Genomic DNA, 16877 nt, shown 5'->3' on the forward strand with positions numbered 1-16877 from the left:
TCATTCAGCCAAGGCCTTCATGGCCTTTGCATATACTTCCGCACACAGCAGCAGGTCGGTAACGCTTATGTATTCGTCCGCCTGATGTGCGATGTCTTCCCTTCCGGGCAGCATGGGCCCGAAGGCCACTATGTTCTTCATTTCCTTGGCATAGGTCCCGCCGCCGATAGCAAGGGGTCCTCTCTGGTCCCCTGTAGTCTCCCTGTAGGCATCCATAAGCCTTGAAACAAGTTCATGGTCAACCGGGTAATAAAGGGGCTTGTCCTCATGTTCAACTACCATCCTGAAGCCGTTCTGATTCAAAGTCTCTTCAAGCTTCAAGAGAACATCCTTGCCGTCAAAGGTGACAGGATATCTGATGTTCAGTCCTATCTCAAGCATCCCGTCCTTAAGGCTTAAAGTGCCCATGTTCATTACAAGCTTTCCTGACGGTTCATCAGAAAGGTCAATCCCGAGTGTCGATCCGCCCGTATCCCTGCAAAGGTAATCATCTATGAATTCCATCGTCTCTTTAAAGCTTTCAGAAAGCTTCGCTTCACGAAGTTCCCCTGACAACATCGCTTCGCGAAGTTGTCCTACAAGCTTCCATACGGCGCTTTCACCCTTGTGGGGAGTGCTGCCATGCGCTGATATGCCTCTTTCCTCGAACACCGCTTCAGTACCGTCATCGAGGTTTATCACAGCCCTGGCCCTGTCAGGGACCATGTTGACAGCGCTTCCGCCTCTGATCATGATGTTCCTGTCCGGCAGTTCGCTTGTCAGCTTCAGGATCAGGATTCCCATCTCAGCGTTTATCGCAGGAAAATCCGCATCCGGGGTGAAGCCGGCAGCTGGCTGTGCTTCAGTCATAAGATAGTTCTTTATGTCGGGTCCTCCTGTCTCTTCGCTGGTCCCGAATATCAGCCTTATCCTTTTGGAAAGTACAGGGCTCTCTTCCTTTATGGCCTTCAGAGCATACAATGCAGCGATCATAGGTCCCTTGTCATCAATCGCTCCGCGTCCGTAGATCCTGTCTCCAATGATCTCCCCGTGGGGGTCCCTTGTCCAGTCAGACCCTACAGGAACTATGTCGAGATGTCCCAGGACGGCCACATATTCTTCCCCGGTCCCGTACTCTATATATCCTGCATGTCCTTCCAGGTTCCTGACCTGAAAGCCCATCCTGCTTCCGATTTCAAGTGCCCTTTCAAGTGCATCGTTGACCGCCTTGCCCTCCGGCATAAGCTCAAAAGGCTCACCTGCAACAGACTCTATCTCAAGCAGGCTCAAGATGTCATTTATCATGTCTTCTTTCCAGTTTGAAAGGATTTTCTTAAGTTCCATAGCTATTTCAGGAATCCGATGTCAGACAGCGGATACACCCTTAGTCCTCCCTTGCCGATAACTTCATCCATGTCTATATAGGGTTCGTCCCAGAACCTGGCATCGTTCGATGTCGCCCTGTTGTCTCCAAGGAACAGGAACTTGCCTTCAGGAACTTCAAATACCTTGGTGAAATCCAGGTCATTCTTGACGTACTCCTCCGGATATGGCTCCCCGTTGATATACAGGTCCCCGCCCCTGAGCTCGACCCTGTCACCGGGCAGTCCAATGAGCCTTTTTACCAGCAGGGTGTTGCCGCCCTCCACGAAGTTGAATACTACTATATCGCCTCTATCAAGCTTCTCAGGATTGTAGACCCTTACAACATAGATCCTGTCATCAATGTTTATGGTAGGTATCATTGAGCCCGTCGGCACCTCTATCCTGAATATGAGGAACTTGTTTACAAGAAAAGCCAGCATGAATGCTGCCAGTATCGGAAATACCCATTCCTTTACAATATGATTGAGCAGATTGCCCTTACCACCGTTCTCCAAAGCTAACACTACCTTCCAATTCGGACAGGAATTGTCCGATTCTGATATTAAATTTCTCACAATCTAATTAAACTTGCCTTAAACGGCACACATTGCTTTCCTTTTGTGTGCTATCACTCATTTAAGTATACCACACTGAGGCTTCAATATCGTCTGAAACAGCCATTTTGCGCATATCCGAGCGCCCCTATCCATTAATTTAGTGTAAATTCACGGATTGTACCTGATATATGTTAATATACTGTGATACTATGGAATTGGAGGTGAATGAAATGAAAAAATTCATGGGAGAATTCAAGGCCTTTGCGATCAGAGGCAATGTCATCGACCTTGCTGTCGGTGTCATCATAGGCGGAGCATTTGGAAAGATTGTCGCTTCACTTGTAAATGACATGCTTATGCCTATTATCAGCCTTCTTTTCGGCGGTGCTAAGTTCTCAGAGCTCAAGGCTACAGTCGGAGGTGCGGAGATACTCTATGGTAACTTCATCCAGAATATATTTGATTTCCTGATTATCGCCCTCGTAATATTCATAATGATCAAGAACATCAACAAGATGAAGAAAAAGGAAGCTGAGGCAGCTCCTGCGGCTCCACCTGCTCCTACCAAGGAAGAGCTTCTTCTCACTGAGATCAGGGACATACTGAAAGAGAAATAATAAACTATATTTCAAGAAGAAGCGGCTGGAATTTCCAGCCGCTTCTTCCTATAGGTCTTTAAAGCTTATAAGCTCTATGCCGTGTCTCTTCACTATCTCCCTTGCTTCCTCCGATACGAGTACATCCAGCTCCTTTGCCCTTTCTTTGTTGTAGCTCGAATTCTCCATGACGAAGGTGTCGAGATAACCAGGGTGGCACATCAGTTCAACTGTCTCATACTTTGAAGCCGCCTCTATGGCCTTTTCAAGGTCGGCTGGAGACAGATTTTCCCCATGGAAGCTTGCTATCATCCTGTCAGGCGATGGAATGCCCTTGAGACCTTCCGGTATATGGTCCTTTGTGTGTATCCTCACTGGAACCATGAGCTCCTTCGCAAGGTCTCCCACTATGTCAGATATTCCAGGCTCCATATGTACATGGTGATGACTGTCTAAATGAGTTGGTGTCAGACCCATCATCAGAGCCTTCTCTATCTGGCTCCTGAACTCCTTCTCAACATCCTTCAATGAATATCCCTTTAGCTGCTCTCCCCTCTTCCTGAACCTGCCGTCCTCACCCACAAGGCTCGGTACGTCTGCAGAAACCGGGAAGCCTGAAGTCATGACAAGGTGCAGTCCTACAGGCAGCCCGTGTTCTTTGGCAAGAATCACTGCATCCTCAGCCTGCGGCATGTTCATCATTATTGTTGCCGATGTGACTATCCCTTTCCTGAAGCAGTCTATGATTCCCAGATTTACAGCCCTTGACACTCCGAAATCATCCGCGTTGACAATTAGCCTCAAATCGATCACTCCTCAAAACCAGTCTTTACGTAGATTATACCAAGATAGTCCCCGGCATATGTGAACCAAATTGAAACTCTTGAGAAAACCTCCGGAAAACTCATCTTTAATCTTTAGTTAATCGAAACCGCACTTTAGTAGTGGTATAATATATGGTGATTATTAATATTCAAGGAGGACATTATGATCAGCTTCAAGAATGTTACAAAGGTCTATGGCGGTACGGTAAAGGCTGTAGATAACCTCACACTCGACCTCTATCCCGGCGAGATCTATGGATTCCTGGGGCCTAACGGCGCCGGAAAGACGACCTCTATAAAGATGCTTACCGGAATACTAAGACAGGATTCAGGTGAGATAACTATAAACGGAAAGAACATGCTTACTGACCCACTGGAAGCGAAGAAGGAATTCGGATATGTCCCTGACAATCCGGACATGTTCCTCAGGCTAAAGGGCATAGAGTTCCTTAACTTCATGGGGGACATCTATCAGGTCCCGGGAGATGTAAGGAAGGAAAGGATCGAAAGCCTTGCAAGGCGCTTCGACATGGAAAGCGCTCTAGGCGACACCATATCCGGCTATTCACACGGTATGAGGCAGAAGATCGTCCTCATGGGTGCCCTGGTACACGAGCCAAGCGCATGGATACTCGACGAGCCCATGACCGGCCTTGACCCCAAATCCTCATATATGCTCAAGGAGATGATGAGGGACCATGCTGACAAGGGAAACGTCGTGTTCTTCTCCACCCACGTGCTCGAAGTCGCCGAAAAGCTCTGCGACAAGGTGGGCATTATCAACAAGGGCAGGCTCATGTTCTCAGGCACCATGGATGAGCTGAGGCAGCTGGCTAAAGAGAACGAGAGTCTTGAGAACATATTCCTGGAGATGACTAAGGATGAGTAACCATATATTCCACCTGACAAAGACCATGTTCGGAAGCGATGAGACGCTCTCAAACCTTGGAATCGGCAACAAGAGGAAAAAGAGCGTCTTCAGCAAAAGACCTGTAAAGATACTCCTCTTCCTTCTTCTCTTCCTTTCAATGGGAATGTCCACAGGAAGCTTCGCGTACCTGCTGTACGACTCTCTCAGCATGTATGGCTTCCAGTCGCTCATAATAAGGCTTGCTGTGCCTGCATCAGGCATAACCGTATTCATGTTCGGCATATTCTATGTCATGAACGTGTTCTACTTCTCAAGGGATATCGAGAACTATCTGTTCCTGCCGGTAAAGCCCGGTGAGATACTTATGTCAAAGTTCCTGGTCGCCCTCGTATACCAGTATTTCATATACGGCATGCTCTTCATGCCCGTGCTTCTTGTCTACGGGTTCCTTGACAAGGCAGGACCATTGTTCTACCTGTACCTCATTCTGATAACGCTGTTCGTGCCGGTGCTTCCAATGGTAGCAGCCTCACTTATAGCAATGGTAATCATGAGAGCCGGCAAGGGTATAAAGAACAAGGACCGATTCAACATGATTGCCGGAGTATTCGGCCTTGGCATATCGTTAGGCTTCAGCTTCGGCATACAGTACATCGCCCAGAGGGCGACTGCAGGAAGCATGGTGATAACTGACCTTTCACAGCTGCCTGCCATAAAGGTCACTTCGCTTGCAATCCCCACCTCATACCTCGCAAGTGAAGCCCTCATAGGCTTCGATGGCTTCAGCGGCCTCATGTATCTTCTTGCTCTGATCGCATTATCCATTTTATCAATGGTGGTCTTCTATGTGGTGGGCAACGCCATATACTTCAAGGGAGTCATGGGTGTCCTTGACAGCTCATCAAGAAGGAAGAAGCTGTCAACTGGAGAGCTTGATAAGGAAACAAGCTCAAAGCCGATACTTCTCGCATACTCACTCAAGGAGTTGAAGCTCCTCATGAGGACCCCTGCATACTTCATGAACTGTATTCTAGTGTCCCTTATTTTCCCGCTGTTCTTCGTGGTCCCCCTTCTCATCGAAGGGCCTGACAGCGCGGAGATCAAGGAGATCATAAGCTACATAAGCGCTACTCCTGATGCAAATCTTCTGATAGTGCTTGCAGCTGCAGGAATGTTCCTTGGAGGACTCAACATAATCTCCTCCACATCGATATCAAGGGAAGGAAAGAGCTTCTTCTTCATGAAGTACATCCCCGTTCCGTACATGACACAGCTATACGCAAAGATACTCAGCTCGTTCTATGTGGAAGGCGCTGCAGCAGTTGTCCTGTACGGACTGCTGATATGGTTGTTCAGACCGTCAATGATCGTAGTGCTGCTTTCAATTCCCCTGTTCATCCTCTCTTCGATATTCATGAACCAGTTCTCGATTGCTATCGACGTATACATGCCGAAGCTTGAATGGGACAGCGAACAGAAGGCGGTTAAGCAGAACCTGAACTCCATGTTCCAGATATTCGGAAGCTTCATTTTCGGAGGAGGAATGATATTCCTCTCAACAAAGCTCTCACCATCCCTCATCCCGGCATTCCTTGGCCTCTTTGTCATATTCGGTGCACTTGTGGTCATTACCCACAAGTTCCTGGAAAGGCTGGTTGCCAAAAGATTTGCGGAGCTATAGGACAAAAGTATAATGAAAAGACAACAGGACAAGATGACAGTAAGATGTCGCCTTGTCCTGTTAACATTATGATGAAGATCCAAATACTGCTCTCTGATTCAAAACTTAATTTCAAAACATCGTTTTGTGAGTAAAGTTTTGAAGAACGGAGATTATCAGCCGTTATTCCAGTCCATATTTTTCCATTAATCTGCTAAAGACTTCCTCCCCTTCCAATAACTCTACCCCTTGTCTGATCTGGTCTTCAGCCTCTCCGATCTTTTTGTAGAGCTCCTGCCTTGCAGACCCCTTCTCCTTGGATTCCATATAAATCCACATTTATCGTATTCAAGGTATTGAAGGTTATTGTGAACTGGATAAGTCATGCTTATTGCGTAACCTTCTTTCTTGGATCATATTCCTTAGTCCCTTATCCGCCAGTCTATAGGTTCCTTTCCCATGTCCCTTAGTATATCATTTGCCCTGCCAAATGGCCTGGATCCAAAGAAGCCCCTGTGAGCTGAAAGCGGGCTTGGATGCACCGACTTGAGTACCCTGTGCCTTTCGTCTATGAGTGCTTCCTTCTTTCCCGCAGGCGCTCCCCAGAGCAGGAATATGATTGGATCCTGCCTCTTTGACAGATGCCCTATCACCGTATCTGTGAATATCTCCCAGCCCTTGCCCTGATGTGAGTTGGCCTGGCCCTCCCTGACTGTGAGGACAGTATTAAGCAGCAGCACACCCTGCCTTGCCCAGGACTCAAGGTTACCATGTCCGGGAATCGGATATCCCAGGTCATCCTTAAGCTCCTTGAATATGTTGAGTAGCGAAGGTGGCTTAGGCACTCCCTTCTGCACTGAGAAAGCCAGTCCGTGGGCCTGCCCTTTCCCATGGTACGGATCCTGTCCGAGTATGACTACCTTGACATCCTCATATGAGGTAAGCTTGAGCGAGTTGAATATATTGTGCATGTCCGGGTATATTACCTTAGTCCTGTATTCTTCCTTCAGGAATTCCCTAAGCTTAAGGTAATATTCCTTGTCGAACTCCCCTTCAAGTACCCTGTCCCAGCTGTTGCCTATCCTGACCATATATCCCTCCGCGTTCAATAATCATTTTTTCGTAAATCCACATATATCCATTGTACTTCAGAGATAGTTTACAATTCCATGGTATCCTTAAAAGTAGTCAGAGATTTCCCCTGGAGGTTCATATGGATAAGATAAACAGCAAAAGTCGCTTTGTAATAATTTCATTTGATGCGCTTTCTTCACGTGACATGGATGTGCTGAAGCATCTGCCAGGTTTTTCAAGGCTGTACCGGGAAGGCTCCTATTGCGAGAATGTAAGGAGCGTCTATCCCAGCCTTACATATCCAGCCCATTGCTCGATATCAACCGGAATGCTTCCAATGAACCATGGTGTAACTTCTAATCATCTGCTTCAGCCAGACAGAAAGGATCCTGACTGGCACTGGACAAGGGACCACATAAAGACAGATACGTTCTATGATGCTGCGCTAAGGAAGGGCATGACAGTAGCTTCCCTGCTCTGGCCTATTACCGGAAAGTCCGCCATAACCTGGAACATGCCAGAGATTTATGCAAACAGGCCATGGAAGAACCAGATTGCCGTTTCACTTGCAAACGGAACACCTGACTATCTCCTTGAGCTCCAGAAAAGGTTCGGAAAGACCAGGCAGGGACTTAAGCAGCCAATGCTTGATGATTTCGTCCATGAGAGTGCACTCTGGACAATAAGGGAAAAGAAGCCCGATGTCATAATGATCCATTACGTTGACCTTGACTCAATGAGGCATCACCACGGATATGCCTCCAAAGAGGCTGATTCAGCCCTTCTAAGGCACGACAGAAGACTCACCGACATATTGGAAGTCCTTGAGGAAGAAGACCTCATGGAGGTTACCACGCTGTTCGTTCTTGGCGACCATGACCAGATTAAGGTAAATAACATAATATACCTTAACTCCATATTCAAGGATAAAGGGCTCATAGAAGCAAAGGGTGGAAAAATAACAGACTGGAAGGCATATGCCCAGACCCTTGACGGTTCCTCCTATGTCCATGTAAAAGACAGAAGCGACACGGAGACATATTCTAAGGTTGAGTCGATCCTTAAAAAGCTTCAATCGATACCTTCATACGGCATCGAGAAGGTCTGCACTTCCGATGAGGCAGTCGCTTTAGGTGCAAGCCGCGATGCCTCATTCATGCTGGAAGCGGCATCAGGCTTCAAGTTCCTTCCTGATATCGACAAGCCTGCAGTTGCACCAATACCACCAGCAATCGATGGATGGTTTGAGGAATCCATATCCACTCACGGCTTCTCACCCGACAAGGAAAACTACACGACAGTGTTTTACGCTATGGGCAATGGAATCAGGAAGGGCATCGTAATCCCATCCATGTCACTCATTGATGAAGGTCCGACATTCGCGAAAGTGATGGGGACTGTACTATATGACACAGACGGCAGAGTCCTTGATGAAATACTTGATTAGAGCCTTGAAATTTAATAATCTACCTTTTTCAAAGCAAAGAATCATACGACTGTATTCGTAAAGTTCTTTGCTTTTGTGTAGTTCAAGTCAATGTTTGCGCTAAAACTACTTTATATTTTGCAATAATGTTATTGTACTTAATCAGCCCAATCATCTTCTCCAGACTCTATCATCAGGATTCCAAATACTTACAAATTGTTCATCTTCAATTAGTGAATTAAGAATCGGCTTTAGGAAAATGCCAATGTCAGTCATGATTTCAGGAAAAGATTGCCCTACTGCTTGTCCTAACCTCCTCTTGAATATTCCCCATTGCTTATTTAAACTATCATTCTCTGCATACTCAGAAGTGAAGATATAAACCGCATCAGATATGTCAGTGTTCCTTTGTGCAAAAGTTTGTCTAATCGCATTTTGGAGAATTTCACCATCAAATTCTCTTGTAGAAAGAAAACTGTGGACATCGTAAAAGTCCTTAAGCCTGCCGTTGAACACAGAGTGTCTAACCATTGCATGGAATTTTTCTGCAATTAATGAATCTATTGAATATGCCTTGAGTATAATAGGTTCAAGTTCTGATAGCATTGGAGGATATTCTAAAATGCTTGGATTAATCACAATATCCCCAAATCCTATATCTATGTGCATGTGAATATTTGTATTCTGTCCTAGATAGCATGTGATTTTGAGCTGGACACCAGGATAACCTGCGTGAACCATTATTTTCTGTATAGTCATTGTATTGATATTAAAGTGTAATCCATCACCATCGTAATCAACACTGAAAATTTCAGTAAAAATCGCTTCAATGTTCTTAAGTTCATTTTTAAGTTTTATTGCGAGTAAATCAATATCCAAAGTAGGCCTAGACTTCATCCTCATCAAAATGAATGTCAAGAGACCACCTTTCAGAATAAAGTTATCCTTGTATTGTGATTTCGAAATTCTCAGCAAAATTCCATTCTGCATGTGAAACCTTAGCAACATCTCATATGGCAGTAACTCTCTACGTGCAATATTCTTTAATCGCATCTCAATTGACTTCGACATGTCCTTCACTAAATGAGAACCTCCATATAGGTATTCAGTATTTTTTGAACTCTACAGATTTTGGCATATTTTAGAAGCACATCCAGTTTCCTGTCATTTCTGTCAAAGTAGTTTTCAAGTGTTTCTTTTACGATATCTTTTCCGATTTTTTCCCTGTATCTCAGGCAATCTATTACAGTCTTTTCAAGGTCATAAACCCTGAATGGGTGACCATCGATGTACTTTGTTTCTATACCAGTACCAAATGTATTTTGGGAGAAGTAAACAAGCTTTATCGGAGGATATTCAGGCAGCGCAATTTTCTTATCACGTTCAATTGCTACTTCATATACTCTTGGTGTGTATGTTGTCAGACCATGGTAAGCCAGCGCGCTGCTAAGGCAGAGCACTCCATCTGGTACGATTTTTGCAACATCTACAATAGACACGTCAAATTTAAAATCAAATCCCTCTTCATTGGCTCTATAAAGACCACGTTTGACGCCCACTATCTTCCCAGTTTTTTTCAGCGAATTAATATAGTATGGATTAATGTCTTCTTTTACCATATCTGCAGTTGTTGCATATCCATTATTTCTCCTGATTATCTCGAAGATTCTATTTATCTGTTGATCCTCAACGCTTTCACTGACTGTCTTTTCTGTATTACTGTGGTTCACTTGTGAATATTCGCTTTTCGCTTTCATCTCTAGCCTCCCCTTACGGAAATAACCGCACTAATTATTATATGCAGTTGTTTTCTTAATTTATTATACCATACACTACTCCAAAATCTACTTTGCTATCTCATCTTGCTTAGAAATGACATATTAGTTCAAATGTGTTGATAATCATCCTTATATTGTTGAAAGATTTCATATTGAATCAGTACCTTAAGAAGGCAGAAAGCCTTGCTGCCAATAGACACACAAGGCTTTCTGGTTATATTTGAATTCACAACGCTTCCATAATGTTGTCTACATCAGGTCCCTTCTCTTCTTTATGAGTTCGACGAAAAGATCAACAGTACTTGCCTCCTGATGTGAGAAGAACAGGCTCTTACCGGTATCCAGGGTCCTTATGGTTTCCATGTCCTCTACCGACAGCTCGAAGTCGAACACTTCGAAATTTTGCTGTATCCTTTCCCTGTGGATTGATTTGGCAAGTGCAACAACCTTTCTTTGGATCAGCCATCTTAGTATGACCTGAGCTACACTCTTGTTGTGCTTTAAAGCGATTTCCTTAAGTACCGGATTCTCGAATATCCCGTTCCTTCCTTCTCCAAATGGAGCCCAGGCTTCAATCTGTACGCCATTCTTTACCATGTTCTCCTGAGCAAATATCTGCTGGTTAAGTGGATTTGTCTCCACCTGGTTGACCTGAGGCACTATCTCATTGAATGCTGCAATATCTGAAAGCCTGTCAGGATAGAAGTTGCTGACACCGATAGCCCTGACCTTGCCTTCCTTGTACAGGTCCTCCAGTGCATGATAAGCACCGTAATAGTCACTAAAAGGCTGATGAAGGAGAATCAGGTCAAGGTAATCAGTCCTTAGTTTCCTCATCGACTCAAGAACCGAAGCTCTTGTCATATCGTAACCGTAATTGTCTATCCATACCTTTGTAGTAACAAACAGTTCTTCGCGGGGAATTCCGCATTTCTCTATCGCACGTCCTACCGCTTCCTCATTGAAATAGGACTGAGCAGTATCGATCAGCCTGTATCCAATACTTATCGCATCCAGTACGCACCTTTCGCAATCCTCCTTTGGTATCTGGTAGACGCCAAATCCAAGAAGCGGCATCTTAACTCCATTGTTCAATACAACATGCTCCATAATTTTTCCTCCTTGTTTTCCTCACTATTTTTAGTTACAATTCAACTATAATCCCCGTTAGTAACTACCGGTCAATACCTATGTTTGAATTTTGGAGGATAAGAAGATGTACACCATGAAGGAAACCAGCCAGAGAGTAAAAATGACATATGAGGCTCTTAAGTTTTATTGTAATGAAGGTCTTGTGCCCAATGTAAAGCGCGACAAGAACAACCACAGGATATTCGATGACAGGGATGTCAGCTGGATAGAAGGGCTTACCTGCCTCAGGAAATGCGGAATGAGCATAAGTGACATGAAGGTCTATATGGAACACTGCATGATTGGGGAAGAATCAATCCCTGATCGGAAAGCAATGCTGGATATCCAAAGAAAAATCCTTATAGATAAGATACGCGAACTGAACGAATCTGTAGAATATATTGACTCAAAGCAGAAGTTCTATGACGACGTCCTTGAAGGCAGGATAAAGTATTTCAGCAACCTGATTTCGGTTGTAGATTAGCCATAGGAGCCATTTATCAGCTGAAGATCCCCGCGTTTCATCATGAGCCTTAAGGACACTACCTTGAGTACTGTGATGACTACTCCTGCCCAATGAGAAAGGACCTCTTGCGAGGTCCTTTTTCAGGGAAACAGTATAGTTACAAAGGGTAGGGGTATTACTACCCTTGGATATGGGAGCTTATCCATGAAATTAGTATATCAGAAAATATAGATATTTTTTTAACATGATTGTAAATAAATCGTTAATTAACGAACACTATCATTTATTACCTGTTCACTTTTCGAACGCTCAGCCTATCTCATACTTCTTCATCTTGTAGTAAAGAGTGTTTCTGCCTATTCCAAGGGTCCTTGCCATTTTTGAGATGTTCCACTTGAGGGCTTCACCAGCGTTGATTATCGCGAACTTCTCATACTCCTCCAATGTTATTGGTGCATCCTTGGCGAGTGCATCCCTTGAATGGAGTGTCGTCTTGTCGAAACCCTGAGACTTGAGATACGCATCATTAAGCGTAGTATCAGCAATCTCTCCGATCCTCTCAACAAGTTCATCCTCATTGAGCTCAGTGTAGAAGAATACGACTATCCCCTTCATGTATCCAGCTGAAAACACCGGAACCGCGCATGCGATAGCACCGGAGTTCAGTCTCCTGGTTATCGGCTTCTTCCTGTCCCTGGCTTCTTTCGATATGCAGCCTAGAAGTGTGTTCTCAGACAGTTTCTGATTGACCCTTGTGTCCCTTATTATGGGAAGTCTTACTATATCCTTTTTCTCTTCATGTGTTATCCTCAGGTCTTCTGAAACTATGAATGTTGCATTGCACTTCATGGGAATAAAGCCTTCTGGATCGACTTCTTCGAGAAGGTTCTCAAGCTCAGATTCCCTTAGACCATGATATGTGTCGGAATTGTTAATTCCAAAACCAGTTCTGTTTGCTGCATCCATTAAGTCCACCAACTTTCCTTATATATTGATAATATATTAACGAAAGTTGGTTTTCAAGTTAATTTATGGCAAAAGTCAATAATTAGCACCATTGCAGAAATTGGATAAAATAATGGACAAATCTTCATTTACAAGGATTTCTGTTGTGAAATCCATTTTCAATAAAGGTCTGCCCACTTAAACGTGTACTAAAACAGGTAAAAACTGCCAATTGTTGATACAGTATTCATGTTTATGGATTGTTCATTTTCAGCCCAGATTCGAGGAAACAAGGCCCAGGCTCACCAGAGCCTTGAGAACTCCTTCCTTGTCCACTTCCTCTGTGATGTGGGTTGCCTCTTCCTTCAGGATATCGCAGGCGTTTCCCATGGCAATGCTGACATCCACAACGCTGAATAGGGTCCTGTCATTCATCCCGTCTCCAAAAGCATAGGTCTCATGGTCCTCACCGAAGTGTCTTCTTACCGCAAGAGCCCCCTCAGCCTTGGAGCTTGAGGTGAACAGCACGTCATAGGCCCTGTAGCCTGTCTGCCTTATGAATGTGAATTCGCGCAAGAATCCCCTAGCCTTCTCCTCCTGCTCCTTAGTGTCCAGGAACACTATGAACATGTTAACTCCCTGGTAATCCCTTACCCTTGCATCCTTTGCATACTTCCTTGGCATCTTCGCTACCGTGACATAATCCACAATCTCCTTGTCATTCAGGTGGCTGTAGTATGAGAACTCCTGGGTTTCAGCAATGTACATGATCCTGTTCTCATCAAGGAAATCAAGGACCTCTGCAAGCCTGTCTCCTGTAAGGCTGACGTTGTGCACAATCTCACCGTCTATCTCGGCATACGCTCCGTTGGATGTCACGTAACCATCCACGGGAAGGCTCCTAATATGGTCATCCATTACAGAAAGAGCCCTTCCGGAACAGAGAACTACCTTTCCGCCTTTCTGCCTTATCTCCTCAAATGCCCTGATCGTGGCGTCAGATACCTTGTCCTTGCCTATCCTGTACTCCACAAGAGTCCCGTCAATATCAAGAAATACTATCTTCTTCAAATCATCAACTCCAAAAATCTACTCTGTCCATTTTACCACGAGCATGGTGATTTGGGTCAATAACTGTGCAATGGTTAGATACCATGACCCCTCACTTTCATCATTTCCGCTTAATTCAACACTTTCCCACATTAACATAATTGCATATTTTGCCGATTATTTCTGAAATTGCTGTGATATAATACATGGGTAGGTATAAAGATGCATAAACAAAGGAAGGCGGTCGGTCACATGATGCTGGGAAATTTCGTCAACGTAGCGGCTATATTAGGCGGAAGCCTGTTAGGGTTCATATTTAAAAAGAAGATAAACAAGAATACATCTGCAAGCGTGTTCAGGGTCCTCGGACTCTGTGTCCTGTACATTGGAATTGCGGGAGTACTTGAGACTGAAAACCCACTTCTTCTCATTGTCTCAATGGCAATAGGGACAGTAATAGGAGAAACACTTGATATAGAAGGCTTCCTTGAAAGGACGTCTCAGAAACTTGAGACCATGCTGAAGGCTGATGAGGGAAGCGGACTGAAGGAAGGTTTCCTTACGGCTACTCTGCTTTTCTGCGTAGGCTCAATGGCCATAATCGGGCCAATAGAATCAGCGCTGACCGGGAACCATACCACACTTTTTGCAAAATCCGTACTCGACGGAATTTCATCGATAGTGTTTGCAGGGACGATAGGTGCAGCCGGAGTCGCGCTCTCCTCTCTACCCTTATTCACATATCAGGGCTCAATAGCTATTTTTGCAGGGATACTGAAGCCATTCATGACTCCTGAGCTTATCACCGCACTCGCTTCAACTGGATCACTCATGATCCTGGGGCTGGGACTCAATATGGTTCTGGATGCGAAGCTCAAGATTTCCAACATGCTTCCAGCCCTTCTGGTGCCTGTAGTCTATTTCTCAGCGCTCGCATGGATAGGCTAGCGGAAGCTTCCTGACCGGATACTTCACTCCGATAACTGAACTGACAGTAAATATGCCAGCTGGTACCTCCAAGAGGTTTCCAGCTGGCATTCAATTTTTCAGATCATTCCCCTGTATTCCAGAAGCCTTTCAAGGAAGTACACTATCTGGACTCTCCACCATGGCCAGTCATGCGCCACCTCATATCCCCAGAAGTCTACCCATGCAGGGATGTTCTTCTCCCTGAATATGTCCCCTATCAGTCTGGTGTCCCTTATGGACTCCGCCTCGAATGCTCCCTGGCCTACGCAGACGATGATGTCTCCATTCCTGTATCTGTCCAGGTAATACGGGTCATCAATGTTCTTCAGGTAGTCTACAGGTGAATTGATGTAAACATTGTAGCCGAAATCCTCTCCCACGAAGAACCTGGCGTCATATATTCCGCTAAGTGCTATTGTGGCATCGAACACATCAGGATGCCTGAGGTATATGTTGAGTGCGTGGAATGCGCCCATGCTTGAGCCGTGGGCGATGAACCCCCCGTACCAGCCGGTCTGTTCCTTTATCAGCGGTACCAGCTCGTCTACAATGAAGAGGTCGTACTGGTTGTGTCGCTTTGCCCTTTCCTCGCTTGGAAGCCCGTAGTTGTACCAGCTTTCAGAGTCGATTGAGTCGGGTGTGAACACCCTTACAAGTCCCCTGTCTATGAGATGCGCTATGGCATCTATCATCTTGAAGTCCTCGAATTCATAGAACCTGCCTCCTGATGAAGGGAATACTATCATCGGCTTGCCGGCATGTCCATAACTCTTGAATTCGATGTCCCTGTTAAGGTTCCTGCTATAGATCTTCTGATAACTTATCTGCATGTCTGGCCCTCCTTGGTTACTTAAGTCATTTTTCTTATGCTATCTCTTTTCAAGGATGAATTTCACCCTCTCCCTCAGGTCTTCGAATTCCTCAACCCTGAATATGAATGCGTAGTCGCCGAGCGCTTTGGAAAGTATCTTCGGTATCTCCCCATGATAAAGTATTCCGGTGTTGTACCTGTACACTACCTCATCCACTGAATTCCTGTAGTTTGCCGTCAGCTTCCTTCCTGTGTAAACGCAGTAATATTTTCTAAGGAGGCTCGCATCATAGAAGTTCCTTGCAACTACCTGGGCATACTGCCTGTACATGTCTATGTCATTGGCAAAGTTCCATATGTCCACAGAGTAGCCTCCGGGTGGTCTGATATTTACCTCCAGGGCTACAAGCTCTCCCAGCTTTGTCCTGAAGAATTCGATATGGAAGAACCTCTCCTTGAGTCCGAAGGCAGCTACAGCCTTCCTGCCCATCTCCTCAAGGTCATCAGGAATCTGCTTCTGTGAATAGTAAAAAATATCAAGGTCAGAGTTCACCACGTCCATTATCCCGTTGCTGAATATGAAACTTGACGAGAATACCACATTGCCATCCTGGTCTGCAAGACCGTCATAGCTGTGTATGTCCCCTTCTATGAACTCCTCGAGGATATACTCTTTACCCGCCCTTGTACTGAAGAAGTCTGTGACATCCCTTTCGCTTACAAGGAGCATGGTATCCTGTGCCCCCACTCCCATGTCCGGCTTTACCACCACCGGATAGCCGTATTCGGCGATCAGGACCCTGGCTTCATCTTCATTTGTCACCACCGCACCTCTTGCAACAGGTATGCCGCATGACCTGAATACTTCCTTCATCTTCGACTTGTACTTCATCTTATCCATGTCACAGCTCTTCAGCCCATGTACATTGAAGTCGGTGCGCAGCCTGGCATCCTGCATGAGCCAGTGCTCATTGTGGGATTCGATCCTGTCTATCTTCCCGTACTTGTGCGTGAAGTACCCTATTGCCTTCAGCATTTCATCATAGTTTTCCATATTCTCTACCCTGTAGTATTCCGTCAGGGTCTTTTTAAGGTCGCTGTTCAATTCGTCAAACTTATCCTGTCCAAGCCCCAGAACATTCACGCCCTCAGCCTTCAGCCTCACGGCGAAGTTTGAATAGCCCCTTGGGAAATTGGGCGATATGAAAACATAGTTCATTTTGATCCCGCCTCCCGAATCTTGCCCTGCCTGCAAAGCGCCTGCCAGACAACTGAATTTTCTTAATTATAGCACGATTTGAGCCCGAACGACATAAAAGCATTGATGCCACGTGTTCCCTGCACCCCTGCAAGGCCTGACTTTTACAGTTAACAA

General features: G+C 45.2%; 18 protein-coding genes. 6 read left to right on the forward strand and 12 right to left on the reverse strand.

Annotation, left to right across the window (positions count from 1 at the left end; all coding sequences use genetic code 11):
* On the reverse strand, positions 1-1323 hold the full coding sequence (locus T472_RS15410; RefSeq protein ID WP_023388859.1) for a Sapep family Mn(2+)-dependent dipeptidase: 1323 nt from the start codon (positions 1321-1323) through the stop codon (positions 1-3).
* Positions 1324-1325: 2 nt separating this feature from the next.
* The gene (gene lepB, locus T472_RS15415) at positions 1326-1868 is read right to left on the reverse strand and encodes a signal peptidase I (RefSeq protein ID WP_439334312.1); all 543 of its coding nucleotides are present in this window, start codon (positions 1866-1868) and stop codon (positions 1326-1328) included.
* Between the two features lie 263 nt (positions 1869-2131).
* Between lepB and mscL the strand changes: the two genes are divergently transcribed.
* Complete coding sequence (gene mscL / locus T472_RS15420; protein WP_023388861.1) at positions 2132-2518, forward strand: large-conductance mechanosensitive channel protein MscL; 387 nt, start codon at positions 2132-2134, stop codon at positions 2516-2518.
* Between the two features lie 48 nt (positions 2519-2566).
* Here mscL and chbG read toward each other — a convergent pair whose 3' ends face one another.
* Positions 2567-3301, reverse strand: a complete 735-nt coding sequence (gene chbG, locus T472_RS15425) for a chitin disaccharide deacetylase (protein ID WP_023388862.1) — start codon at positions 3299-3301, stop codon at positions 2567-2569.
* A gap of 183 nt (positions 3302-3484) precedes the next feature.
* Here chbG and T472_RS15430 point away from each other — a divergent pair, with 183 nt between their 5' ends.
* Positions 3485-4210, forward strand: coding sequence for an ABC transporter ATP-binding protein (locus T472_RS15430; protein WP_023388863.1), 726 nt, complete (start codon positions 3485-3487; stop codon positions 4208-4210).
* Positions 4203-5873: a putative ABC transporter permease subunit gene (locus T472_RS15435; RefSeq protein ID WP_023388864.1), complete on the forward strand. Its 1671-nt coding sequence runs from the start codon at positions 4203-4205 to the stop codon at positions 5871-5873. The genes T472_RS15430 and T472_RS15435 overlap by 8 nt, the downstream gene beginning before the upstream one ends.
* Before the next feature lie 162 nt (positions 5874-6035).
* Here the strand turns inward: T472_RS15435 and T472_RS19810 are convergent, their stop codons facing one another.
* Together T472_RS19810 and T472_RS15440 are read right to left on the reverse strand one after the other, a co-directional pair.
* Positions 6036-6179, reverse strand: coding sequence for a hypothetical protein (locus tag T472_RS19810; protein ID WP_160319144.1), 144 nt, complete (start codon positions 6177-6179; stop codon positions 6036-6038).
* A 95-nt stretch (positions 6180-6274) separates the two neighbouring features.
* Positions 6275-6943, reverse strand: coding sequence for a uracil-DNA glycosylase (locus T472_RS15440; RefSeq protein WP_023388866.1), 669 nt, complete (start codon positions 6941-6943; stop codon positions 6275-6277).
* Positions 6944-7065: 122 nt separating this feature from the next.
* Between T472_RS15440 and T472_RS15445 the strand changes: the two genes are divergently transcribed.
* Complete coding sequence (locus T472_RS15445; RefSeq protein WP_023388867.1) at positions 7066-8373, forward strand: alkaline phosphatase family protein; 1308 nt, start codon at positions 7066-7068, stop codon at positions 8371-8373.
* Between the two features lie 150 nt (positions 8374-8523).
* On the opposite strand, the gene T472_RS15450 is transcribed toward T472_RS15445, so the two are convergent.
* The 3 genes from T472_RS15450 to T472_RS15460 form a co-directional block, all read right to left on the reverse strand.
* Entirely contained in the window at positions 8524-9423 is a 900-nt protein-coding gene (locus T472_RS15450; RefSeq protein WP_040907896.1) for a nucleotidyl transferase AbiEii/AbiGii toxin family protein, read from the reverse strand.
* Between the two features lie 8 nt (positions 9424-9431).
* On the reverse strand, positions 9432-10109 hold the full coding sequence (locus tag T472_RS15455) for a type IV toxin-antitoxin system AbiEi family antitoxin domain-containing protein (RefSeq protein WP_023388869.1): 678 nt from the start codon (positions 10107-10109) through the stop codon (positions 9432-9434).
* A gap of 270 nt (positions 10110-10379) precedes the next feature.
* A complete protein-coding gene (locus T472_RS15460; RefSeq protein ID WP_023388870.1) occupies positions 10380-11240 on the reverse strand; it encodes an aldo/keto reductase in 861 nt (286 codons plus the stop codon).
* Positions 11241-11346: 106 nt separating this feature from the next.
* On the opposite strand from T472_RS15460, the gene T472_RS15465 reads away from it, so the two are divergent.
* A complete protein-coding gene (locus T472_RS15465; RefSeq protein ID WP_023388871.1) occupies positions 11347-11745 on the forward strand; it encodes a MerR family transcriptional regulator in 399 nt (132 codons plus the stop codon).
* A 291-nt stretch (positions 11746-12036) separates the two neighbouring features.
* Here T472_RS15465 and T472_RS15470 read toward each other — a convergent pair whose 3' ends face one another.
* Complete coding sequence (locus tag T472_RS15470; protein ID WP_023388872.1) at positions 12037-12693, reverse strand: helix-turn-helix domain-containing protein; 657 nt, start codon at positions 12691-12693, stop codon at positions 12037-12039.
* Positions 12694-12942: 249 nt separating this feature from the next.
* The gene (locus T472_RS15475) at positions 12943-13743 is read right to left on the reverse strand and encodes a Cof-type HAD-IIB family hydrolase (RefSeq protein ID WP_023388873.1); all 801 of its coding nucleotides are present in this window, start codon (positions 13741-13743) and stop codon (positions 12943-12945) included.
* A 231-nt stretch (positions 13744-13974) separates the two neighbouring features.
* Here T472_RS15475 and T472_RS15480 point away from each other — a divergent pair, with 231 nt between their 5' ends.
* Complete coding sequence (locus T472_RS15480; RefSeq protein WP_023388874.1) at positions 13975-14670, forward strand: DUF554 domain-containing protein; 696 nt, start codon at positions 13975-13977, stop codon at positions 14668-14670.
* Between the two features lie 98 nt (positions 14671-14768).
* Here the strand turns inward: T472_RS15480 and T472_RS15485 are convergent, their stop codons facing one another.
* A complete protein-coding gene (locus tag T472_RS15485; protein WP_023388875.1) occupies positions 14769-15521 on the reverse strand; it encodes an esterase family protein in 753 nt (250 codons plus the stop codon).
* Between the two features lie 39 nt (positions 15522-15560).
* Complete coding sequence (locus T472_RS15490) at positions 15561-16721, reverse strand: ATP-grasp domain-containing protein (protein WP_023388876.1); 1161 nt, start codon at positions 16719-16721, stop codon at positions 15561-15563.
* Positions 16722-16877 lie beyond the last annotated feature (156 nt).

It is taken from the genome of Youngiibacter fragilis 232.1 (genome assembly GCF_000495435.3).
Lineage (GTDB): Bacteria > Bacillota > Clostridia > Clostridiales > Clostridiaceae > Youngiibacter > Youngiibacter fragilis.